This window comes from Paenibacillus radicis (ex Xue et al. 2023), assembly GCF_024722015.1.
In the GTDB taxonomy this organism is placed as follows: domain Bacteria; phylum Bacillota; class Bacilli; order Paenibacillales; family NBRC-103111; genus Paenibacillus_S.
Window position 1 is genome coordinate 73,058 of sequence record NZ_JANQBD010000026.1, and the last position, 22,678, is coordinate 95,735.

General features: G+C 48.3%; 19 protein-coding genes. 13 read left to right on the forward strand and 6 right to left on the reverse strand.

Features of this window, described 5'->3' with window-relative positions:
• Positions 1 to 5: 5 nt before the first annotated feature.
• The 3 genes from NV381_RS29230 to NV381_RS29240 are packed head-to-tail and all read left to right on the forward strand — an operon-like array spanning position 6 to position 3,592.
• The gene (locus NV381_RS29230) at positions 6 to 620 is read left to right on the forward strand and encodes an MBL fold metallo-hydrolase (protein WP_258216836.1); all 615 of its coding nucleotides are present in this window, start codon (positions 6 to 8) and stop codon (positions 618 to 620) included.
• Between the two features lie 40 nt (positions 621 to 660).
• Positions 661 to 2,685 (forward strand): alpha-amylase family protein, encoded by a 2,025-nt coding sequence (locus NV381_RS29235; protein ID WP_258216837.1) that lies wholly within the window; start codon positions 661 to 663, stop codon positions 2,683 to 2,685.
• Between the two features lie 22 nt (positions 2,686 to 2,707).
• Positions 2,708 to 3,592 carry a 2-hydroxy-3-oxopropionate reductase gene (locus NV381_RS29240; protein WP_258216838.1) on the forward strand — a complete coding sequence of 295 codons (885 nt, stop codon included), beginning with the start codon at positions 2,708 to 2,710 and terminating at the stop codon, positions 3,590 to 3,592.
• A gap of 172 nt (positions 3,593 to 3,764) precedes the next feature.
• On the opposite strand, the gene NV381_RS29245 is transcribed toward NV381_RS29240, so the two are convergent.
• Positions 3,765 to 4,628, reverse strand: coding sequence for a hypothetical protein (locus NV381_RS29245; RefSeq protein WP_258216839.1), 864 nt, complete (start codon positions 4,626 to 4,628; stop codon positions 3,765 to 3,767).
• 128 nt (positions 4,629 to 4,756) lie between these two features.
• On the reverse strand, positions 4,757 to 5,647 hold the full coding sequence (locus NV381_RS29250) for a LysR family transcriptional regulator (protein WP_258216840.1): 891 nt from the start codon (positions 5,645 to 5,647) through the stop codon (positions 4,757 to 4,759).
• A gap of 164 nt (positions 5,648 to 5,811) precedes the next feature.
• Between NV381_RS29250 and NV381_RS29255 the strand changes: the two genes are divergently transcribed.
• Genes NV381_RS29255 through NV381_RS29270 form a run of 4 tightly spaced genes read left to right on the forward strand, consistent with a single transcriptional unit; the run spans position 5,812 to position 10,975 of the window.
• Positions 5,812 to 6,774 carry an ABC transporter ATP-binding protein gene (locus tag NV381_RS29255; protein WP_258216841.1) on the forward strand — a complete coding sequence of 321 codons (963 nt, stop codon included), beginning with the start codon at positions 5,812 to 5,814 and terminating at the stop codon, positions 6,772 to 6,774.
• 20 nt (positions 6,775 to 6,794) lie between these two features.
• Entirely contained in the window at positions 6,795 to 7,892 is a 1,098-nt protein-coding gene (locus tag NV381_RS29260) for an ABC transporter substrate-binding protein (RefSeq protein ID WP_258216842.1), read from the forward strand.
• A gap of 8 nt (positions 7,893 to 7,900) precedes the next feature.
• On the forward strand, positions 7,901 to 9,568 hold the full coding sequence (locus NV381_RS29265; protein ID WP_258216843.1) for an ABC transporter permease: 1,668 nt from the start codon (positions 7,901 to 7,903) through the stop codon (positions 9,566 to 9,568).
• A gap of 33 nt (positions 9,569 to 9,601) precedes the next feature.
• Complete coding sequence (locus NV381_RS29270) at positions 9,602 to 10,975, forward strand: MBL fold metallo-hydrolase (protein WP_258216844.1); 1,374 nt, start codon at positions 9,602 to 9,604, stop codon at positions 10,973 to 10,975.
• A 948-nt stretch (positions 10,976 to 11,923) separates the two neighbouring features.
• Here NV381_RS29270 and NV381_RS29275 read toward each other — a convergent pair.
• Complete coding sequence (locus NV381_RS29275; protein ID WP_258216845.1) at positions 11,924 to 12,241, reverse strand: dehydrogenase; 318 nt, start codon at positions 12,239 to 12,241, stop codon at positions 11,924 to 11,926.
• Positions 12,242 to 12,412: 171 nt separating this feature from the next.
• On the reverse strand, positions 12,413 to 12,982 hold the full coding sequence (locus NV381_RS29280) for a cupredoxin domain-containing protein (protein ID WP_308862361.1): 570 nt from the start codon (positions 12,980 to 12,982) through the stop codon (positions 12,413 to 12,415).
• 156 nt (positions 12,983 to 13,138) lie between these two features.
• Here NV381_RS29280 and NV381_RS29285 point away from each other — a divergent pair, with 156 nt between their 5' ends.
• The 4 genes from NV381_RS29285 to NV381_RS29300 all read left to right on the forward strand — a co-directional run bounded on the left by NV381_RS29285 (position 13,139) and on the right by NV381_RS29300 (position 15,922).
• Positions 13,139 to 13,741, forward strand: coding sequence for a DedA family protein (locus NV381_RS29285; protein ID WP_258216846.1), 603 nt, complete (start codon positions 13,139 to 13,141; stop codon positions 13,739 to 13,741).
• 26 nt (positions 13,742 to 13,767) lie between these two features.
• Positions 13,768 to 14,262 carry a hypothetical protein gene (locus NV381_RS29290; protein ID WP_258216847.1) on the forward strand — a complete coding sequence of 165 codons (495 nt, stop codon included), beginning with the start codon at positions 13,768 to 13,770 and terminating at the stop codon, positions 14,260 to 14,262.
• A 443-nt stretch (positions 14,263 to 14,705) separates the two neighbouring features.
• Positions 14,706 to 15,272, forward strand: a complete 567-nt coding sequence (locus NV381_RS29295; RefSeq protein ID WP_258216848.1) for a thioredoxin family protein — start codon at positions 14,706 to 14,708, stop codon at positions 15,270 to 15,272.
• Between the two features lie 14 nt (positions 15,273 to 15,286).
• On the forward strand, positions 15,287 to 15,922 hold the full coding sequence (locus NV381_RS29300; RefSeq protein WP_258216849.1) for an MBL fold metallo-hydrolase: 636 nt from the start codon (positions 15,287 to 15,289) through the stop codon (positions 15,920 to 15,922).
• Positions 15,923 to 16,028: 106 nt separating this feature from the next.
• Here the strand turns inward: NV381_RS29300 and NV381_RS29305 are convergent, their stop codons facing one another.
• A complete protein-coding gene (locus NV381_RS29305; protein ID WP_258216850.1) occupies positions 16,029 to 17,030 on the reverse strand; it encodes an aldose 1-epimerase in 1,002 nt (333 codons plus the stop codon).
• A gap of 81 nt (positions 17,031 to 17,111) precedes the next feature.
• Positions 17,112 to 19,934, reverse strand: coding sequence for a glycoside hydrolase family 2 protein (locus NV381_RS29310; protein WP_258216851.1), 2,823 nt, complete (start codon positions 19,932 to 19,934; stop codon positions 17,112 to 17,114).
• A gap of 135 nt (positions 19,935 to 20,069) precedes the next feature.
• Between NV381_RS29310 and NV381_RS29315 the strand changes: the two genes are divergently transcribed.
• Together NV381_RS29315 and NV381_RS29320 are read left to right on the forward strand one after the other, a co-directional pair.
• Positions 20,070 to 20,996, forward strand: coding sequence for an ArsR/SmtB family transcription factor (locus tag NV381_RS29315; protein WP_258216852.1), 927 nt, complete (start codon positions 20,070 to 20,072; stop codon positions 20,994 to 20,996).
• A 1,197-nt stretch (positions 20,997 to 22,193) separates the two neighbouring features.
• Entirely contained in the window at positions 22,194 to 22,511 is a 318-nt protein-coding gene (locus NV381_RS29320; protein ID WP_258216853.1) for a hypothetical protein, read from the forward strand.
• The last annotated feature ends 167 nt before the right edge of the window (positions 22,512 to 22,678 follow it).

Sequence of the window (22,678 nt, forward strand, 5' to 3'; positions counted from 1 at the left end):
CTGGCATGAAAGAATATGGCTATAAAGTATTAATCAATGGGCAATTATCGACTAACAAATACCGTTATCCGAATGAGAAGCGCGAGGTTATTTGTTCAACAACATTAATACAGGGTCACGGTATGAATATTATCGTCGACCCCGGCTGGCGCGATGAACCGCTGCTGGACAAAATGCGAGAAGAGCAAATTTCTCCTGAGTCTATCGACCTCATTTATGTGACGCATATGCATGCCGACCATATCCGGTCCATCCGGTTGTTTCCGAACGCCAAATGGCTCGGCTATGGAAAGGAGATCGACAATTGGCGGGATAAAATTTCCGATGCGGACCGTGATATATTGGAGCAGCTTCAACCGGTAGCCGGTGAAATTTACGAGGATATCACAATCATAGAAACTCCAGGGCATACGTTGGAGCATACCTCAGTGTTGTTTCATAGTGGGGGAAAACGTATTTTGGTGGCGGCCGATGCCGTATTGGTCAAAGAATATTACGAGCATCGGGAGGTTCACGTTATTTCCGAGGACAAGGAGCTGGCTAAGCAGTCCATAGATCTGGCCAAGCAAATTGCGGATATTATAATACCGGGACATGATGAGCCGTTCGAAGCATTCTGAGAGATAATCTGCTCGCATTAAAATGAAAAGGAGCTCTTACATGACTTGGTGGAAAAAGAATAATCTGCGCTTGATCCAAAATAACCTTCGCGAAACAGATGCGAATCTTGATGTGGATAGACTGATCGGAGAGCTCCAGGAGCTCTCCGCCAACGTACTGATGATGAATGCCGGAGGAATTGTTGCCTTCTATCCGACCAAGCTTGAGTATCATTACCGTGCGGCGGGCCAGCAGAAAGACATGCTGAAGGAAGCCATCGAGAAGGCGCATGCGGCCGGAATGAGGTTTATTGCCCGATTTGACTTCAGCAAAGCTCATGAGAGTATTTTCGCCAAGCGGCCCGAGTGGTTTTACCGCACGAAGGAGGGCAAGGAGGTTAATTATCACGGCATTGTCCATACGTGCATCAATGGCTACTACCAGCGTGAGTACTCGCTGCAGCTGATCGACGAAGTCATCTCCAATTATGCGGTGGACGGCATTTTCTTTAATATGTTTGGCTACCAGACCCGCGATTACAGCGGTCATCATTACGGTATTTGTTTTTGTGACAGCTGCAAAGACCGGTTTCGAGAATGGTCGGGAGGCTTGGAGCTGCCGCAAAGCGAGAGCCTAAGCGATCCGGTGTACCGCCAATATAAGGCGTTCCAGGATGCGACGACGAAGGAGATGCTGGATCGAATCCATGACTTCGTGAAGAGCAGATCTACAGATATTGCGATCTCCACATACAACGAGCACAAGGTGGATATTGTCCGTAAAGAATCGAACACAGACCCGGTTCGTCCGCATCCGGTGTGGCTGTATTCAGCCTCCGAAAATGTGAAATCGCTGGAAGATTCATGGGACGATAAGCTGATCAGCAACTGCTGCATCAATGCGATTGACCTGATTCACCGGTTTACCGCCGTGTCCAAGCATGAGATGAATATCCGCCTGAAGGAAAGCCTGGCGAGCGGCTCAGGACTGGACTTCTGCATTATCGGCGTGTTCGAGGATTACCCGGACCGTGAGAATTTGCCGACGGTAGCGGATATATTTAAGTATCACAAGGAGCATGAGGCGTACTATGGAAGCTTCCAGAGTGCAGCTGACGTGGCATTGATCAAACCGGGGGGACCGGCTCCGGCGAATATGAAGGAGTATCAGGGCTTGTTCAAGATGCTCAAGGAACGGCATATCTTGTTCGATGTCATTCACGAGAACAATCTGCTGAACAAGAAGCAGGACTTGAGCCGGTATCAGGCGGTGCTCATTCCAGACATTCCCGAGCTGGGAGCAAGCGAGCTGGAAGTGCTGGAGGAGCTGTACCGCGAAGGCGTACAGCTGATCGGCACGGGCCGCTCCTTCACCACAGGCGCAGCAAATGAAGCATTCCTGCAGCGCATATTCGATGTGCGGCCGGGCAGCCTGCAGGTGTACGAGCGGGAAGCAGCTTATTTGCAGACAGCGGATAAAGCGCTGTTCAAGAGCTTCTCGGAGCGGGACTGGATGTTTCTGAAGGGCCCCTTTCGCGAGTTGGAATTCGGCCCGCAGGCTCGAAAGCAGCTGCCGTTTGTCGTGCCGTCAACGTTTGGTCCGCCGGAACGCGCCTCCGGGCACCGCATTTCCGAGGACTGCTTCGGCGCGGTGATTCGCGAGGATGGCTCCTGCAGAGCCATCTATGTCCCGTGGCAACCGGGCGAGCTGTACTATCGGTACGGCTATGCCGACCATAAGCATATCGCGCTGGATTTGCTGGACTACGCCGTAGACGGAAAGTATAAGCTGACGACGAACGCTCCGCAAAATGTGGAGGTGTTCTTCAACAAGCTGGATGAGCAAACGTATATTCTGCACCTGCTGAACCTGTCGGGATTTAACGGAGTCACTTATTTTGAGCCGGTACCGGTGTATGACCTGGAAGTTACCCTTCATGGTATCGGGGAATGCAGACAGGTGAACAGCTTGGTTGACTCCGATAAGGTGTCCTATTCAACAGCACGTAATGACGTTACAGTCGTTTGCAGCGAGTTAAAGGACTTTGCAGCTTTTGTAATTCAAGTAGAAGGGGCATTGGGTTAACAGCCCAAGAAGGAGGCTCGGCATGAAAGTAGGATTTATCGGGCTTGGCATTATGGGCAAGCCGATGGCCAAGCATATCATTAAAGCGGGTTACAGCCTGAATGTGTATAACCGAAGCCAAGCCTCTATAGAGGAACTGGCTTCGTTGGGAGCCCATTCGCTGCTGAGTCCCAAAGAGGTCGCGGAGCAGTCCGATGTGGTGATAACCATGCTTCCTGATTCACCTCAAGTGCAGGAGGTAATAACAGGTTTTAATGGTGTTGCGGATGGAATCAGCGCAGGGAAAATCGTTGTAGATATGAGCTCAATCGATCCCGGCACAGCGAGGTCCACAGCCGAGGTCATCGCCAGAAAAGGCGGTTCCATGCTGGATGCTCCGGTGAGCGGAGGGGAGATTGGAGCCATTGAGGGCAAGCTGTCGATTATGGTAGGCGGTGATGCTGCGGTGTTTCAACAAGCGCTTCCGCTTTTGCAAACTATGGGCAAGTCGGTCACTTTGGTTGGGGAGATCGGAGCGGGCAATACGGTCAAGCTCATGAATCAGATGATTGTGGCCGTAAACCTGGCTGCTGTTTCCGAGGCGTTTGCTTTCGGGAGAAAGGCCGGGGTTGACCTGGAAACAGCGTATCAGGCCATAAAAGGGGGCTTGGCAGGCAGCAGAGTTATGGATACGAAGAAAGATAACATGATTAGTGAATCATTTCAGCCTGGCTTTCGTATCGATTTGCACCGCAAGGATTTGAACAATGCCCTCCGTATGGGGTATGATACGGGAGCGTCACTCCAGCTTACAGAGCTTATGGCGGAGCAATTAAATGCTCTAAGCAGGGAGGGCTATGGCTCTGAGGATCACAGCGCTTTATATAGATGGTATGCGCGACTCGGCATTGAGACCGTGGCCGATTGACAAGCAGAGCTATGCATTAAACGTTTATCATGTGCAATCGTAACAGGCGGAATAGATTCGAATAGATTATCGAATTGACTATAACGAAGAGGGACTGTCCCAAGGTAGCTTGTGCTGCCGGAGAGACGGTCCCTATTTATAATGAAACGAAATTGTATAAAGGCTAGCTAGCTTAGTAACGATCCATAATCAACTGGGTTTTTAACGAATCCTGGGCTAGAAACCAGCCATTGTTTTGCAGATAAGTGATAAGCTCGTCATGCTTTTGCGAAGCGGTTGTGCTGCTTGTCGTTTTGAACGAAATTTCTACTATGTATTCGGTACCGGTACCTGCTGCATTGTTAATGGGCCAAATCTCAATGTAGGTTTTAATGCCGCTCCATGTTCCGATATATCGCTTAGCCAAAATAGGGCCGAATTTGCGCGAATCATCAAGCATGTCTGTGCCCCAGTTGTTGTATAACCAATCGTCCATCTTGCCGGGAACGTTATCCTTCAGCAGTTTGCGGGAATCACTGGCGGACGGAAGATCCATACCGCTGTAACCGGATTTGCTGGCGGTTTTCGTAGTGGAGATGCTCAAAGCTTTGTTCTGATATCCCCATTCCACTTGGGCTTCATAGTTGGTGTCAGTGGAATCAAATCCTTCCAAATTAGCCAGAGTAAGAGCTGCGTCGATATTTCCGTTGGAGATCGGGTACCGCTTCTTGTACGTAAGCTCGAACTTGCTCTCTCCCTCGGTTTTACGGATACGCGGAATCCAGCCGTTGCTGTAGATGTCCTGATTGTCGGTATCCATGAATTGGATATTCATCTTGGTCACTGTTTCCGGCATTCCGAAAGCGCTGCGAACCGTGCTGGTCAGCTTATTATCGGAACCAAGCACAGCGCTCGGCTGCATAAGCAGCTTGACCTCGTAATCGGGTACCATGTTGCTGGCTGCCTTCACCGGTGCAGGCGTGCTGAGGGATACTGCGAGCAAAGCTGTGCATACCGTGGCGGCCAATGCCCCAATCCATTTAGTTCTTTTCACCATCCATCTCATCTCCCTAAAAAAGTTGATTGGCTTACAAGTTAGACTATAAATAGCGATTGTAAGAGGAATGTCAACACGGTTTGTTCTTATTGTAAATGATTTTTCCACAAAAAGGGAATCAGACTTCGTTAAATGGGAATTGATTTTTGCAAATGCTCGACAAAGCTGTCCATTAAAGCAGAAGGGCTGCGGTCCAGATTATAAGTGGAATAAACATATCTTTTATGCACATTTTGCGGGATTGGACGGCATTCCAGCTCTCCCCGCGCAACCTCCTTGTTCACAGCTAAACGTGAGACGAAAGAAATTCCTTCCCCCAGCATGACCACTTGTTTGATTGCCTCCAAGGAATCCATCTCCAGTTGGCCGTTCAGCTCGATGCGGTTACTTTGCTCCCATTTCATTGTCATTTGCCGAGTGCTCGATTCAGGGCTATGCAGGATAAACGGAATATTCAACAGCTGTTCAGGAGCAAGCTGCGCACAGCTTGCCAATTTGTGCAGAGGAGAGAAGACTAGCACCATTTCATCTTCACAAAAAGTTTCCGCTGATAAGGGCGGCAGCTCGAATGGCTCACAGGATACGACACCCAGATCGATGTCGTGGTTTAACAGCAGGTCTTTAATAACCGGTGCAGTCTTGACGACCAAGGTCAGGTTAATTCTTGGATACAGCTTGGTAAAGCTGCTTATAATCCGTGGCAGGATATAGGTTCCGGGTACATAGCTTGCCCCGATCTTTAGCGTCCCTCTGCCAAGCTGGTCGAATTCTTTAACAACCCGCTGGGCTTCATGCGCAAGTGAATTGATTTTGATGGAGTAGTGGTACAGAGCCCGCCCGGCTTCGGTTAAATATATTTTGCCTGACCGGGTTTCGAACAGCTTAACGCCAAGCTCCTGCTCCAGACTTTTCATATGGAAGGTGACTGTAGGCTGCTTTAAGCCCAGGGCATCGGCTACGGCTGTAATCTTCTTATGCTGCTCCAGCAATTCGACAATGCGCAGCTTCATCAGGTTCATTCTGCACTTCCTTTACCAGGTTTGTATGCCACTAGTATAGAGAAAATCTATGCGATTGAATAGATAGCATTGATTTATTTAACAAAACCTTTACGTGAAGATAATACTTCTCTGCATTTCAGCTAGTAAACTAAAGTTAGTTACACAGATGGGAAGGTAATAGCATGGATGTTGTGATTCGAGGCGTACAAAAAACGTTTGATAAGCTGCAAGCATTGCAGCCGACCGATTTGCGGATTAAGCAAGGACAGTTCACCACACTTTTGGGTCCATCGGGCTGTGGTAAGACCACATTGCTGCGGATGATTGCCGGACTGGAAACACCGGACAGCGGTGAGATGTTCATTGGTGAAGAATGTATTTTTTCCAGTGCAAGAAGGATTGACAAGCCGGCCAGCCGCAGAAATTTTGGAATGGTGTTTCAGGATTTCGCACTTTGGCCCCACATGACGGTTTTTGAGAATATCGCCTTTGGTTTACGCGCTTCCGGGCGAACGAAACAGCTTAAAGAACAAGTACAGGAGGCTGTTAGGACGGTACGCCTGCAAGGGCTGGAGGAGCGGTATCCTCATCAATTATCGGGTGGGCAGCAGCAGCGTGTCGCATTTGCCCGAGCCGTAATTACGAGGCCGCAGCTTGTGCTGTTCGATGAACCGCTCAGTGCACTTGATGCAATGCTGCGGGATGAGATGAGGCTGGAGCTGATCAATCTGGTAAGGGAAATAGGGCTGACTGCGCTGTATGTCACACATGATCAGATTGAAGCGATGTCTATGTCGGATGAAATTGTTGTTATGCAAAGCGGTAAAATTCTGCAAAGCGGCAAGCCGGAGCATATTTACAATAAACCGGAGCATCCTTTTGTAGCGAAATTTATCGGTAAATCCAATTGGCTGGAGAAGGACAAGCGGATGCTGCGTCCGGAGCATATTCACTGGCATACAGATGGGCTAAAGGAAGCTTACAGTGGGACCATTCACAGCGTCAGCTATCTGGGTGACCGCTATGAAATGCAGCTCGATATGGGCGATATGGGAATGTGGACAGCTTACCATCAGATTCGAATGACGGTAGGGGAGCAAATAAAGGTCTATATATCCCAGGAACACATACATCAGATTCAATAAAAATGAGGAGGATTTTTCACATGAAAATGAGCAAGGGGTTCAAAAACGGAGCATTACTGATGTTAACGGCAATGGTAGGGTTCGGAGTCGCAGGCTGCGGTACAACAGAAAAGCCGGCCAATACGAATGCATCGGCGCCTAAAGCCGAACAACCCGTACAGCCTGCAAAAGAAACGAAGGTTGAGGAGAAGAAAGAAGAGAAGAAGCTTAGCGGCAAGCTGGTCGTATACAGTGCAGGACCTAAAGAGCTTGCAGAGGCTATTCAAAAAGGGTATGAAACAAAAACCGGTGTGAAGATTGAAATGTTCCAGGGAACAACTGGGAAAATTCTGTCACGTATGGAAGCTGAGAAAGCGAATCCGGCTGTAGACGTAGTCGTACTTGCTTCGTTGCCATCTACCCAGGGCCTGAAGAAAAGCGGAATGACATTAGAATACAAAGATGCGAAGAACGCGGATAAATTGATTCCGGAATGGTCCGACAAGGAAGGCCATTTCTATGGTTACAGCGCTTCTGCATTAGGAATTGGCTATAACACCAAGCTGGTTAAAACCCCTCCTAAGGAATGGGATGATCTGACCAAAGAGGAGTGGAAGGGCAAGGTTAATATTCCCGACCCTGCATTGTCCGGATCTGCTCTTGATTTTGTTACCGGCTATTTGAGCATGAAGGGTGATTCCGGCTGGCAGTTGCTGGAGCAGTACAAGAAGAACGGCGTTGCGATGGCAGGAGCCAATCAAGAAGCTCTTGATCCCGTTATTACCGGCTCCAAAAGCATTATAGCAGCAGGTGTCGATTATTTGACCTATCAGGCAAAAGCTAAGGGTGAGCCGGTTGATATGCTGTATCCTGCGAGCGGAACTGTAATTAGCCCGCGTCCTGCAGCTATTATCAAGACAAGCAAAAACGTGGATAATGCCAAAGCTTATATCGATTATCTGCTATCGGACGAAGCGCAAAAGCTGGTAGCCGAAACTTACCTGCTGCCAGGCCGCAAAGACGTGAAAGCCAAAGATCGTCCAGGTGTGGATCAAATTCCTCAAATGAAGATCGATTGGACTTGGATGGATACGAACGGCGATGCAGTAACCAAAAAATTTACGCAGCTCTTTAAGTAGTGGCTTCCATGCACAATATAAACAGGATTTCTTATCAAAAACTCGGGATAGCCCTTGCCTTGTTGATTCTGGCAATGCTGGTGGTCGTCCCTCTTTTTTTCATCTTTATGACCAGCGTTTACTCGGGGGAGCAGCTAGATCTGCTTGCTCCGCTCCGGGTTATTATGGAAAATGAGCTGAGTCAGGTGTTCTGGAATTCGATCTGGCTCGGTATTTGCGTTGTGCTGGGGACGACCCTTCTGGCATTGCCTTTGGCATGGATTTTCTCCAGAACGAACTGGGCAAGGCATACATGGCTGGATGTCGTGTTCATGATCCCTTTTATGACGCCGCCCTACATTGGGTCGATGGGTTGGATTTTGTTTATGCAAAAGAATGGGTATATAGAGCAGCTAATCCCTTCCTCAAGTATTGTGACGCCGATGTTTTTCAGTATGTTCGGTATGGTTGCTATTATGAGTCTTCATTTGTTTCCTTTTCTATATTTGATATTACGCAATGCTCTGGTTCAAATTGCAGGCAGCAAAGAGGAAGCGGCCAGCGTGCATGGGGGAGGCTTTCTGTACAGCTTCCGCCGGGTTGTTATGCCGCTTCTTCTGTCCAGCTATGCGATGGGAGCGCTGCTTGTCTTCGTCAAAACGATTGCCGAGTTCGGTACGCCGGCGACCTTTGGCCGCAAAATCGGTTATTATGTGCTGACCTCGGAGATTCATAAATACATCTCAAGCTGGCCGATAGATTTCGGTAAAGCGACTTCGATGGCCTCCATTTTATTAACGGCCTGTCTGATGATTTGGTATGTGCAAACATTGGTTAGCCAACGCTACACCTATTCGCTGATCAGTGGCAAGGGCTCGCGAGGGAAGCTGTATCGGTTGCAAGTATGGCAGCTAGTGCTTGTATGGATATATGTGGCTGGTTTGCTGCTGTTTTCCGTCGGGGTTCCCTATTTCTCTATTATTGCGGCATCTTTATTGAAGCTTCGCGGTGTAGGGCTTGCATGGAATAACTTGACTCTGCAGTACTATGTGGATTTATTAACCTGGGGCTCCAAGAGCATGCAGGCGCTAATGAACAGCTTGAGTCTTTCCCTGGTGGCGGCAACGATTTCGGTTCTGTTAGGAACCTATTTTGCCTTGATGATCAGTCGTTCGAAGACTTGGCCTCAGCGTATAACCGATTTATTCAGCTTGCTGCCGAATACGGTTCCGGGAATTGTTATCGTGGTAGGGTTAATTCTTTTATGGAATTCGCCGTGGATGCCTATTCCACTTTACAATACTTACGGTATGGTTGTTTTGACTTATGTTGTATTTTTCTTGCCCTACACGGTACAGTATGTGAAATCGAATTTTGCTCAGCTGGACGAGTCGCTGTTTCAGGCAGGCAGAGTATTCGGAGGCAGTGCGACCTACATTTTCCGCAAAATTTTACTGCCGCTGATCATCCCGGGAATGCTGGCCGGTTGGATGATGACTTTTACTATATCGGTACGAGAGCTGGTTGCTTCCTTGATGATTTTACCTCCTTCGATGGAGACATCGGCAACGTATATCTTCTCTCAATTTGAACAGGGCAAAGTTTCGCTTGGTATGGCAATGGCGGTTATATCGGTTGGCTTGACGACGCTGATGCTGCTCGGGATCAATAAGCTGAGCGCGAAGAGCAAGCTGTAGCATGGACAACAGGAATAAAGGTGGAGTGTGATAATGCAGGCAACTGTATGGGGCGGAGCTGGAGAGCATGGCCGCTCCTGCTATTTGATTGAACATCAGGGAACCCGCGTATTATTGGATTGCGGAGTAAAGAAAGAAGGGGAGGGGGAATATCCTTTAATCGATCCGCTGCTTATTAGCAAGCTTGATGCGGTATTTCTCTCTCATGCGCATGAAGATCATTCGATGGCGATCCCCATGCTGTACCAAATGGGTTATCAAGGGAAGGTATGGACGACGCGAGCAACCTCGCGGCAGCTTCCTGCGTATTTTACCGCGTGGAAGCAGTATGTCGCTTCACAGCAGGCGAAGCTGCCCTATGAGGATGAGCATATAGAAGCGATAGATTATGCTTATATCGATGAAGCTGCATCAGCCTGCGAATGGCTGGTGATTACTCCCGCGCTCCGTGTCTGCTGGGGGAGAAGCGGGCATTTGGCCGGATCGATTTGGCTGCTGCTGGATATCGAGGGCAGCGTTGTTTTCTTCTCCGGCGATTTTACGACGGAGTCGAGCCTTCTGGCGGTTGATTGGCCGGAGCTGCCTCCGTTGCATCAGGGCTTGCCGGACGGCGCTGATCGTGATCGCCAGTCGGATACTGATGTACAGGGTGGAATTCAACTGTCCATCATTGATGCAGCTTATGGTACGGACGCGGAAGCGCAGGCAGAGAAGCTGGATAAGCTCCAGCTTCTCATACAGGCCGCTCTCGCGGAAGGGGGAATGGTGCTGCTGCCTGTGCCCGTTTATGGGAGGGGACAGGAGCTGCTGTTATGGGCTAGCGTTGCATTCCCGGACACTCGGCTTATAGTGGAAAAGGAAATTGCGCAAGCTTTCGAACAGCTGCTGCAGGAGCCAGACTGGCTTCAAGAGGAGGCGGTCGGGCGCATTGCGCAATTCTTGAAGGATCCGAAGGTTGTGGTCGTGGAAACCAAAGAGCAGAGGGAACAAGCTGCCGCAACTACTTCAAGCTCTCTGGTGTTCACAAATGACGGCATGATGCAATCGGCGAAAAGCCAATGGTATTACGAGCATCTTAGTCAGCAGGGAAGGGGCAGTGTCATTCTGACCGGCCACTTGGCTAAGGGCAGCTTCGCAAAGCAGCTTTTGCAAGCAGCGCAGTCCAAGATGCAGGAGACGGATGCCGGCTTATGCGAAGGCAAGCGCGCCGTTGTACCTGTTCATTTTCTCCGCTTTAAGGTGCATCAGGGCGTAGCTGACGTAAGGGCGATGCTGGACGCTATTAACAGCGAACAAACCTTACTGGTTCATGCAAACAAACAGATCACCGATGCCGTATGTGTTCAGCTTGAGATGAACGGGTATAGAAATATTTATTCGTTGACTGCTGGAGATACCTTAAGTTGAAGTCAGGTGGGGCTGTCCAATAGTTGTTTTGGGGCAGCCGTTCCGCCACTTTATCCAGAACGCTCCTTCAGCACTTAATACTGAATGCTCCTTCACCACTTTATCCTGAATATAGGGTTGTAAAAGATCCCTCAATTCCAATTTGGGTTTGAAGGATCTTTTCCACATTTATGGGATTCACTCACTAGGGTTCACCCTTTGGAGACAACCCTTTCTTACATATATAGACTTTATATGTTCTGGGGCTCCCCGCAAAGTATCTGAATCAACTTCGAAGCAAGACCCCACTTTGTGGGGATATTTTAGGTATTCTCAGCGATGCAGAGATGAGGTAGTTTCCAAAGCGTGCTAAGCGCGGCGCGGGTTCCGGGTGGATTACGGCTTTGCATGGCAGGCTGGCGAACTTCACCACAATTATCAGGAAAATGTCATGTTAATTTCTCCAAAAATAGCGTTCCAAGCCCTATAGCTGGAATTTCTCATGCTAATTCTACGTAATTTGGCTGATATCATCCCTATCACCTCTATTAGCAGGAGTTTTTCCAGTTAGATTGATTTCAAACGATATCCAGGCTAGATTAGCGGGAGGATTTCCATCTATTGCCCTTCTTTCATATGGCAGCCGCCCAAAAATCCTAGTCTCTTCTGGATGAAAGCAGCCTTGCCTCGTAGCCTGCTTCTGCAAGGGAGGACCGGAATAAGTGAAAGTATCCTCGAACTGTTCAATAAGCGTTGTACCACTGACCAGACCAAACGAATATTGCAGTTTACCAGTGTTTCGTTTCTCTGGCAATTGCATTTCCGAATTGACTTAATTGACTTAAAGCAATTAACTGTTGGACATCTGTTCTCGCAGGTAGAGAAAACAATGCCTTTTATAAAGTTCTCTTTTGCAGAGTAAAGCGGTTGCCCCTAGTAGCTGAAGCTATTTTTGGAGCCAACCCTTTGTTATCCCCCGAATGAATCACGGAATGCTTTGGCGAGCAGCAGCGGGTCTACAGACCACAATTCTGCGATCTCGGGGCACACGTTCTCATCCCACCAGTCTGCTAGCAGCTTGCGGTTGCTGCCATTTTCCACAATCCAGAGCAAATTAAGCGCAACCTTCTTGAAATAAAGCTCATCGGCTTTCTCGACTAACTCCGGGGAGATCCATTTATTGATTTTTTTGCGAGCTCGGTACAGCTCACGACTGCAGGAACGCCTGATTTTGCGTGCGGTAGGTAATTCCTGCTTATGCTTCATACTATTGCCCGTAGGATTCATGGTATAGTTCGACTCCTTCCATACCTTTATGGTATGCGGGAGAGGCGCCCGATGAAACTGTCTTCGCCTGCAAAAGAATAACCCCGGGCGCAGTTGATAGCGACGGGGTTTAATGGATTTTGGAAGCAAGCAGGGAGCTTATGACTTGACTTTAAACATGGCTCGTATGTATTAAGCATCTACAACAATATAGCCTACCATGGGACCGTTATGTGCAATATCCGGGTGGGTCAGACAAATGATGCGATACGTGCCTGGCTTGTCAGCTTTGAAGGAAACTACAGTTTCTTTCCCTTTCTTTACCTCGCCTTTAATGCTCAGACCATCGATGATAAAAGGGTGGTTCGTACCGTTCACACCAAAGATACTGAGGTTGATAAGCTCGCCTTGCTTGACGTGAATGGTGCCGGGATCCCAGCGATAAGCTTCAATAGGTTTACCGTCTGCTCCTGTTGTTTTGAATTCACCTGTAACAATATTTATGGTCCGGCCTTGTCCACTTTCATTTACGGATAAACCAGCTTGCTTGACAGTCCCGTTCATATTGCCGCTCACCGCTTTAGTTGTCTCATTCACTTTTGCCTCATTCACTTTGCTGGTAGGCTTGGAAGTTTCACTGTAGTTGCTTCCTCCTCCGCTGTGACCCCAATACCATGCGGCCCCAATCGCGCCCACTGCCATGAATGTAATAATAGCCCAGTTGCGAATTTGCTTTTTGCTGATTATCACTACCTTGGTCACCCGCCATCCCCACCTTTACCTGTTTGTACTAATGTATGCTCCGGCTTGTCTCTTAATGCTTGTACGCTGGTTGGAATGAATGAATATATGATAGAATAAGATTGGTTAAAGAGCAGGGTCTTTGTCCCCGAAAAGAGAGGAAGATAGTAGCTAAATATGTTACATGATTTGGTTCGCAGCGCACTTTTATTTATTGAGGGCTTAGGTGTTTGGGGGATTCTACTTGGTCTCATGCTGGAAGTAATTCCAAGTGAGCTGGTGCTGTCCTACGGTGGTTATCTGGTTTCACAAGGCAATATTACTTTTATTGGAGCGATTATTTTCGGAACTGTTGGTTGTATCCTGCAGCAAATTATTTTGTACTGGATCGGTAGGTATGGCGGAAGACCTTTCGTGGAAAAATACGGGAAATATTTGGGAGTGAAAAAGAAGTTCCTGGATATAGCCGAAGGCTGGTTTAACAAATACGGACCTATCATGGTGTTCGCGGCGAGATTCGTTCCTGTAGTGAGACAAGCTATCTCCATTCCTGCAGGTATGGCCAAAATGCCTATGCTTCAATTCCTTTTCTACACTACGCTCGGAACGATTCCTTGGGCCATTTTATTTGTGTATATGGGGGAAAAGCTTGGTTCGAACTGGGAGCAAATCGATGAAGTGGCAGCTCCTCTAATGAAGTACTTTGTCATTGGAGCTATAGTTATCATTGTACTTTATGTAGTGATCAAGCTGCTTCAGCGTAATAAACGCAAAGCGTAAGTAATGTGGGGGCAGGGAGCACACAAATGAAGCGAATCTTGAACCCTTATAATGACCTATATATGCGGAGGGTGCTGGAGTCTGCTTATCAAGGAGACAGGAAGGCCAAGAAACTGCTGAATACTTTGAATGAACCGTTTGCGGTTGCTCCTGATTACTCTGCCTTGATTGTTGTGGTTGAGGATCGTCCTGTTCTATACCCGGATGGAAAAAGCCAACCTGATGAGGAGAGTAGCAGAGACAAGCAAAGAGCGGAGATATATGAGTGCAGAGAGGGCTACCCGGGTAGTGAAAGCTGTGTATCTTCTTGGACCTACATTCCTATTCCAATCCGTTTCACTGTGCGGGAAGTCAAGTATGAGGCTGGGACTTTTTGTTTTGTTTCCGTAGATGGCAATACTGTGGCAGGCACACTGGAACAAATTCGCAGAACGATGAAGCAGGTAGTGTCTTACTCCAGCACGGCGACTGAAGAGGAGATAGAGATTAGCTTCAAGTCCATCCATTCCACTGGTGTATAAGGTGAAACCAAAGCTGAACCGGTTCCCGCACAGGATACACTGATGCAACAGGATACTGATGCAGCTTAAGTTTACATCTAATACCAATTTTAGGAAATAATCGTCGCTCTGGGGGAGGAACGTTTCCGTTATGCGGGGCAGTTCGGTAGCGAGTGGATGAACTGGAATTTCTCAGACTTTCTAAACAGTCTAAGGTTTTCCCGCTAAACAAGTAAAAGTCCAAGGCTGTTGGCTTTCGGGCAAATAATCCCACAATAAACACAGGAATTAGAGTGGGGTTCGACCGACCACCACGCAACGCCACAACGCACGCTCGGGACCCGCGCGCGTTGGAAATAAATTTTCACGGGCTTGCTTTCGTCGGACAGACTCCTTGCATTGCCTAGAGTCTGTTTTTTCTATACAATACAAGATATACCCAATTATAAGGAGGCCATTATTCAATGAGTACAAACTTGTCCGCTAAGCTTCGCACTGGCTTAAAGCCGCAGCAGTTTATTGACGGTATGACCAAGAACCAGGAGAAATTCGTGGAATGGTATGACGCTTTTGCATGGGAAAACGAGGATGACAAGGAATTTTTTGATTCTTTGAACAACCGTGATGATTTGCGCTGCTTGATTCTGATGGCCGACTGGTGCGGAGATGTAGTACGCAATGTGCCTGCAGTATTTCGTGCGCTTGAGAATTCCGGCATCCCGGTTGAAGTTTTGATTAAGGAAGAGCATCCGGACGTTATGGCTCAATTCCTGACGGGTGGCGGAGAAGCAATTCCAATTGTTATTTTTACTGATTTCAGCGGTCATGTTCTGGGACATTGGGGACCTCGTCCAGCGAATGTTCAGGCGGTAATGAATCAGTTCAAGAAGGAAAACCCGGACCGTCAGGCTCCGGACTATAATGAGAAGATTCAGGTGGCGCGCCAGGAGATGGGACGCCAATACGGAGAAGGTACTGGCTACCAAACCGTCATCGTGAAAGAGCTTCGCGACCTGTTGTCCTCTTTCTAAAAGGCGGATGAAGCATGAGCTTGGAAGGAATTAAGATAGAATCATTCTCATTAGGACCCTTGCAGACCAATGCCTATTTGCTGTCGAGACCCGATGAGAACAAAGGAATCATCATTGATCCGGGTATGAACCCGAAACCGCTGCTGAAGCGAATTGACGGCATGGAGATTGAGGCGATTCTGCTGACACATGCTCACTTCGACCACATCGGAGGCGTTGGTGAAATCCGTAAGCTGAAGAGCTGTCCGGTTTATCTGCATGACGCGGAAGCGGATTGGCTGACCAACCCCAATCGCAACGGCTCAACGAAGTGGCCGGAGCTTGGTGGCCCTATCGTTACTGATCCGGCGGAGTATGCTTTGGATCAGGGACAGGTGCTCAAGCTGCTGGGTCTTGAGATCAAGGTGTTCCATACGCCGGGCCACTCTCCTGGCAGCGTCAGCTTCCTGGTCGGCCCGCATCTGTTCGGTGGCGACGTGCTGTTCCGGCTCTCCGTCGGACGTACGGATCTGCCGGGAGGCAGAAATGAGGAGCTGATGGACTCGATTCACGGCACGTTGTTCAAGCTGCCGGATGAGACCATTGTTTACCCCGGTCACGGGGGAAAGACGACCATTGGCTACGAACGTGAGAATAACCCGTACGTATAGAGGTAAATGCCAAAGACTCCTATGCTATTGCCATCCGGCAGTAACGTAGGAGTCTTTGTATTTTACATAGTGAGGCCGGCGAGCATGGGTAAGGCAGAGCGGGCACTTATTTCTTGATGCAATAAAGCCGGCTCGATGCCTCCCAAATTTCTCCTGATTCGAGACCGATTAAGCCGATCTCCCCTGCAGGGAGCGGCACGCTTGGTGCATTAACGAGATTGACCTGCGGCTCCGGGCAAAAGAATCCTTCCGATGCATTGTTGTTCCAAATCATCCACTGCTTGTAAGCAGTACCAGCGTCATACACCAGTGTTATTTGGTTGCGGGTGTCGGTCAATTCCATACGGTTGCGTCCGTTTTGCGGCACTGCTGTATAATGATTGTCCATCGGCTCGAAAAACGGCGAAAGGCCGCCTGCTTTCATTTTCTCCTCGTTTGCTGTGAGAGGCTGAAATTTGCCTGTCGGCAGCATTCTATCGTTAAGCTCCCAGCGCTGTCCTGTCGTTAATTTAAATTCATAATCAGACGCGATGCTGTTAGGAGCAAAAGGTGCGTTAATGGCCGTGTGAAAAGCTAACAGGCAAGGCATTGTATCCACTCCGTCGTTTTGCACAATGACATGCTGCAGCAGTCCCGATGCGCTTAAAGTATACTTAAGCTTAATGGTGAAGGAATGGGGGATATAGGTGTAGACGGAATGGCCCTCGCGAACCTTTAATGACAAGGTTACGCGGCTTTCTGTTTCATCTGCTCCATAATGCTCAACCTCCCAAGGGATATTATGTACGAATCCATGGAGATGGTTGCCGGTAGCCGCTTCATTTACAGGGAATTGGTAGGACTTGCCGTCCCACGGGAACTTACCATCCTCATAACGGTTGGGTGGGAATAATACGGGAATTCCATGTGCATAAGGTCTTTTCTTGAAGTCTTCCATTTCTTCTGCAGAAGGCTCATGTAAAAATCGATACTCGTTCAATGTATCGCGAAATGCAATGAGATTAGCGCCGACGGCAGGCAGAACAGCTGCCTCGTAGGGGCCAGCTTTAAGCCAAATCGCTTGCTCCTCATGATATAACCCTTCATAGCTTTTGTTAGTAGTAACCATGATTCCTCCTTAATGATAGCGGAAAGATAGAGTTTAACTGTAATTAGAATACCACAAGAAGAACGGATATAGGGGCCGGATTTATTTGTAATTCACCAATATATCAATCGGATAACGTCCAGCGTTACGGCCGTACAGACATAGCCCTCCCGATTCCTCAGGCAATCCTGCCGGCACCTCCAGCTTTAATCGGAAGGAGCCTTTCTCTATGATGCCAGGCATCATCTTGCTGGGGATGCGGATGCGCTGCAGATAGCCGTAGGATCCGGCTTCATCCAGCTTGCGGTCATCCTGCTGATAGTGCCAGGATAGCACTCCGCGGCTGTCCGCAGGATCATCCGGCAGCTGTAGCAGCTCCACGGGTTGGCCGTCAATGTACACTTGCACGGTGCTGAAGTGCTTCTTGGCATCGGTCATGTAATAGGAGTTCAAGTTCATGCCTGGATCGGCCTTTCTCCCATGCATATACGAGATATCGACGGTTGGATCGTCGATCAGCTGCTGGTCTTTGGCTAGCAGCACCTTGGCCGCGGCTTCCAAATAAATATCAATATCACCAAAGCTAATGCTATTGAAGCGTGTTAAAGATGAAATATCGATATCGTATTCGAAAAATCCCCCGTTATGATTGTCGTTCCTATTGCTGCCATTCACCTTATGGTCATTCAAAGCCTGCCATGTGTAATCCCACTGTTTGTTTAGCGAGTCAGTCGGCGCGATCTGAAGCCACTGGCCCTCCAGGGCGTATAACCCGGCAGCAGCATCGCTTCGCACATCGAAGGTGATGAAGTTGCGAGCGACAGCTGAACGGACAGCTGGATCCGCGGGGTCCTTCAATTCGATTGCCAGTATGGCTATTGCATCCGTCCGCGGCATTTGCACTTGCAGCTGCGGCAGCTGGGTTACTCCGTAAGTATTCCAGCTTATGTCTTCAAGACCGTGATCGGCAATGGTTCTGCAACCCAAGCTGTCATACCACAGCTCCCATGACAGCTGCATAGGTTTTCCGTGATGGGTATCGGCAAAGCTGGAAACCGCAAGCGATACGCTGACCATTTGGCCACTGTTAACCGTAGTGCAGGGAGGAGCATCTATGACTACAAAATCGGGCCGATGCAAATCGTACAAGCTCATACCCTCTATAAAACCCTCGTAGCCGAAGTCTTTATCTGAATCGTCAATCCGGTAATAGCCGTTGAACTCATTGGTTACATCCTTGAATTCGGTGAATACGAAGCCGCAAATTTTATCATGGCGCCGGAATTCGTTCAACATATACTTGTACTGCCACGCTAGATCACTGTCTCCCGCACTGCCTTCAATACCCCATACGGCCCCACATTCGCTGTTCATCAGCGGCGCATCGGATTGCTGATGCCCATCTATATAGTTCCAATTGGAGCCGGGACGGGTGCTTTGAACTGCGTCTTCAATATGGTCCCGGACAAGCTGGTAGCCATTCAGGTAAAAATGCCATGTATTCAAGTCGCTCTCCACATGGTCGTAGCGGCATGGGGAATTATCCTCAACGAGACGGGTAGCGTCTATTGATTTAGCCCATTCATATATTTCTTTAACCCACTGCTGGGTTTCTGGCATATAGGTTTTCACGGTCCCGGATTCGTCTTCCGATTCATGCAGCAGACCCCAGGTTTCGTTAAACATAACCCATGAATAAATGGAGGGATGATTCCAATCGCGGTAAATCGTTTCCAATGCTTCCGGTTCATAAGCGGATTTAGCTTGGTCATCAGGCGTCCCCCAGAAGCAGGGCATATCCTCCATAACGAGCATCCCTAATTTATCTGCCCAGTACAGCTTGCGAGGTTCTTCCGGTTTGATGTGAATGCGTACCATATTTAATCCGATTCGCTTCAGACGATATATTTCATCCCGCATTTCCTCATCCGTCGGGTAGGTGAAGAAGCCGGTTGGATGGAAGGACTGGTCCAAAGTGCCGTTCAGGAAAATAGGCTTATCGTTCAACGTAATCCAACGTGATTCCATACCTTCATGCTTAACCGTCCCGATCGTACGGATTCCGAAATAGGTAGCGATGCTGTCGATACGGACCTTGCTGTTCTTTGTGGGGTTATTATCGCCAGGGTCTTCGCTGCTGCCGCTCTCCAGTGTAATCATCCCTTCATACAAATGAGGTGTCTCAGGGCTCCATAGGCGAGGTTTGGTCACTTGGAATGAGCTGTGAAAATGCTGGACTCCTGGCTCTAAGCTGAGCTCAAGAGAATGATTAATCTGTCCCTCATCAAAAGAAAACGACAGTACGGCATCTCCTCCCGCGGAGGCATGAATAATACCTTGCACTTCAATAGTTCCGTCAAGCTGGGTAGTGAACTGTACCCGCTGTACATAATTGTCGGGACGAGCCTCCAGCCATACGGTTTGCCATATGCCTCTTATCTCTCCGTAGCCTTGTTTACCACGTGCTTGGTAAGGCTCGTCATTATCTTCCACGCGAATAACGAGGGAATTATCCCCGTTGCACTTCCATGCTTCCGTCACATCAAATTCAAATGTACCATAGCCGCCGCTATGCCTTCCGACATGAATTTGATTGACCCATACATCGCAATGGTAATCTACAGCACCGAAGCGGAGAAAAATACGGTCTCTTTGTTGGGCTGGAGCCCATTTTATGGTTCGGCTGTACCAGCCGATGCCAAGGACATTCTCTCCAATACCCGATAGTGGGGAAACCCATGAGAACGGTACCATAATTTGTTGCGGTAATTCGTGAGCCGATCCGTTAAACCAATGTTCAGCAACACCTCTATTGTCGGGATCAAACCCAAATGACCAGCTTCCATTTAGGTTCAACCAATCTGTTCGCTGCCAATCAGGTCTAGGGAATTCAGGACGCGGAATAGATGTTTGAGTATGTATCATAATTGCACAACCTCTCCTTGCTTATTTAATATATAAATAATACAATCTATATTATATTAATGCAATAACAATATTTAATTTATATGATTTATATTGTGATATTGCAATATTGATTGAAGGGAGCGGGCAATATTTATGGCGGAACCGACTGATACAATGAGGCGAATTCCCGCGCATCAAATTCAAGAGGTAGCGAAAGCGCTGGCGGGAGATTTGCGCTTACGTATTTTGGAAGCGTTAGGGGAAAGGCCTAAAAGCATTACCCAACTGGTCGAGGAGCTGGGTGTCGCCCAGCCAACGGTCTCGATCAATGTGCAGGCTTTGGAGCAGGCAGGGCTGTTAACCTCCTCACAAGGGAGCGGCCGTGAGAAAATTTGTGCGCGCACATTGGATAAGCTGCTATTTGAGCTGCCGATGCGACCGGGAGAAGGATTACATGAGGTAGAAGAGTTATCCATGCCGGTAGGACTTTATACCGATTGCGAGATCGGCCCGCCTTGCGGATTGTATGGCTTGGAAGGGAAGATCGGCTGCCCGGATGATCCGCGGGCGTTTTATATGCCGGAACGGGTACAGGCTAATATGCTGTGGTTTAGTGAGGCGGGTTATGTCGAGTATTCGTTTGCCAACCCCCTGCCCAAAGGAATTCCTCTGCAACAGCTGATGCTAAGCGCAGAGCTTTGCTCGGAAGCGGAAGGCTATAATCAGGAGTGGCCATCTGATATCTCCCTCAGCATCAACGGTAAATCGATAGGGACATGGACATGCCAAGGTGATTTTGGCGACAGAAAAGGGAAGCTGTCCTCCAATATTCCATTGGGGAGCTCACAGTACGGGCTGCTGACAGAGTGGAGCATCAGTGATGAAGGAAGCTGCATTAATGGGGAAAAATCGGCGGAAACCGTACTAAGTGACTTGAATTTGCATTACAACCGTCCGATTAAGGTTAGGTTGGAGGTGCATAAAGCTGCGAAGAACTGCAGGGGATTGAACCTGTTCGGATCCGGCTATGGCGATCACCCTCAGGATATCAAGCTTCGTTTTGTGCGTAAAGCAGATTAAGCAGTTATAAGGAGAGACAGGCGGCTAGTCCGGTTCTGTCTTTTTTTGCATAGGGGTGGAGGAGCTATAGCCTCCGTGCAGGTCGTGACCTCCGCTCTGGTCGTGATCTCCGCTATGGTCATCACCGCCAGTGATTGCTCGGGGATGAAACCTGTCTCTGATGTTCGTGTTCCTACCGCTGCAAGCCGGTTATTCGAAGGCTTACGCCTTTCAAAAGCGGTCGGAACCCCCTACCGAATTCCCCTCCCGCCATACACCTGGATGCTCCGCCAAAGACGCCGCATGGCGCTTTTCTTAGTTGAAAGTATAAGTTTTTATAGATGGGCTTGCTCAATCTTGAAAAACAGAGATAGTTTTATTTAACTTAAACGAATGTTGAACTTTCTGCTCGTAAGATAAGTGCTGCTACAGCACGAATACATCTTCGATGGGCGGTACCGAATGGTTAACTGGAATTTCTGGCGCTAATTCTTCCTATCACATGCTTGGTGGGGAACTTAACTGGAAAAACTCCCTCTAATATAGATGATTTTAGGAAAAATACTTCAAAACATGGAATTTACATGGAGGTTTTCCAGTTATTTGCGAGAAAATCTCTCATTTACCGGAATTAACGGGATGATTTACCGCTAATTATGGGGAGTTGCTCCCGATTACGGTTTTGGCGTTGCATGAGAGTCTAGTTGTTTATTTTCGCTAAGTTTTGATTTTGAAGTAAGAAGTGTTCTCATCGTGATAAGCATGATTATCAAAGAAACACGAAATCTACCCCTGCCGAAGTTCCACACCCTAGTTTCTCTCCATGCACCAGCGTCTGGTTCGCATCTAAAGGAGCATCAAGATTTTGCTGAAGGTTTTTCTTACGAGATAAGTAAGTATAAGTTTGAACCGGAGGTTCATCTTCTTATCTCGCAAGAAATCCTACAAGTGAAACGCGGCCGCTCATCTTTGAAAGGTCTCGTAAGCGGAGCTGAACAAGTCTGTTATTACAAGAAAAGCTACAGCTTAGTAACGAATATATCTTCATCGAGAGGGCTTCGAATAGAAGCTTTTCCTATTGCCCGTATAAGGTCTGGGTAAGAGTCTATTTTTTCCGCTATGGGTGAATACCGTGTTCCCCATGGGTGATTCACCATAGACTGTTGATGTGTTCATCAGGAACATATGCCTTACTATTATACGGAGGTGTCCAACATAATGGAGAAATACAAACCGATGCAAATGCCTATGCACCATGTACCAATGCCTGGCCCTAACATGCCTGCCCCTAACATGCCAGCACCCAACATGCAAATGCCTGTAATGCAGATGCCAGCCCCGGCACCGATGCCAGTCCATCACTACAGCGCACCCATCAATCTTCACGCCAGCTATGAGGAAATCAATATTTACGAGCCGAAAAAGCAGCACCATCATGGTCATTGCCATAAGCCGGCAGTAGGATGGACAACAACGGGAACAATTCTTGTACTTTACATTCTCCTTGTTATCATTCTTCGCGGCACATGCAAATAACCGTCCAGTAGACACAATGCTGTATTAGAGCAAGTCTGCTGCCATGATGGGAAGGCTCCTTACTTTTATTCGGGTGGGGGTAGGGAGCCTTTCGCGGGTGGCTTACATAGGCAAGAATGAGTTTACAAACGGATGGCTGTTTCGACTTCTACCGCGGCGCGTGAATC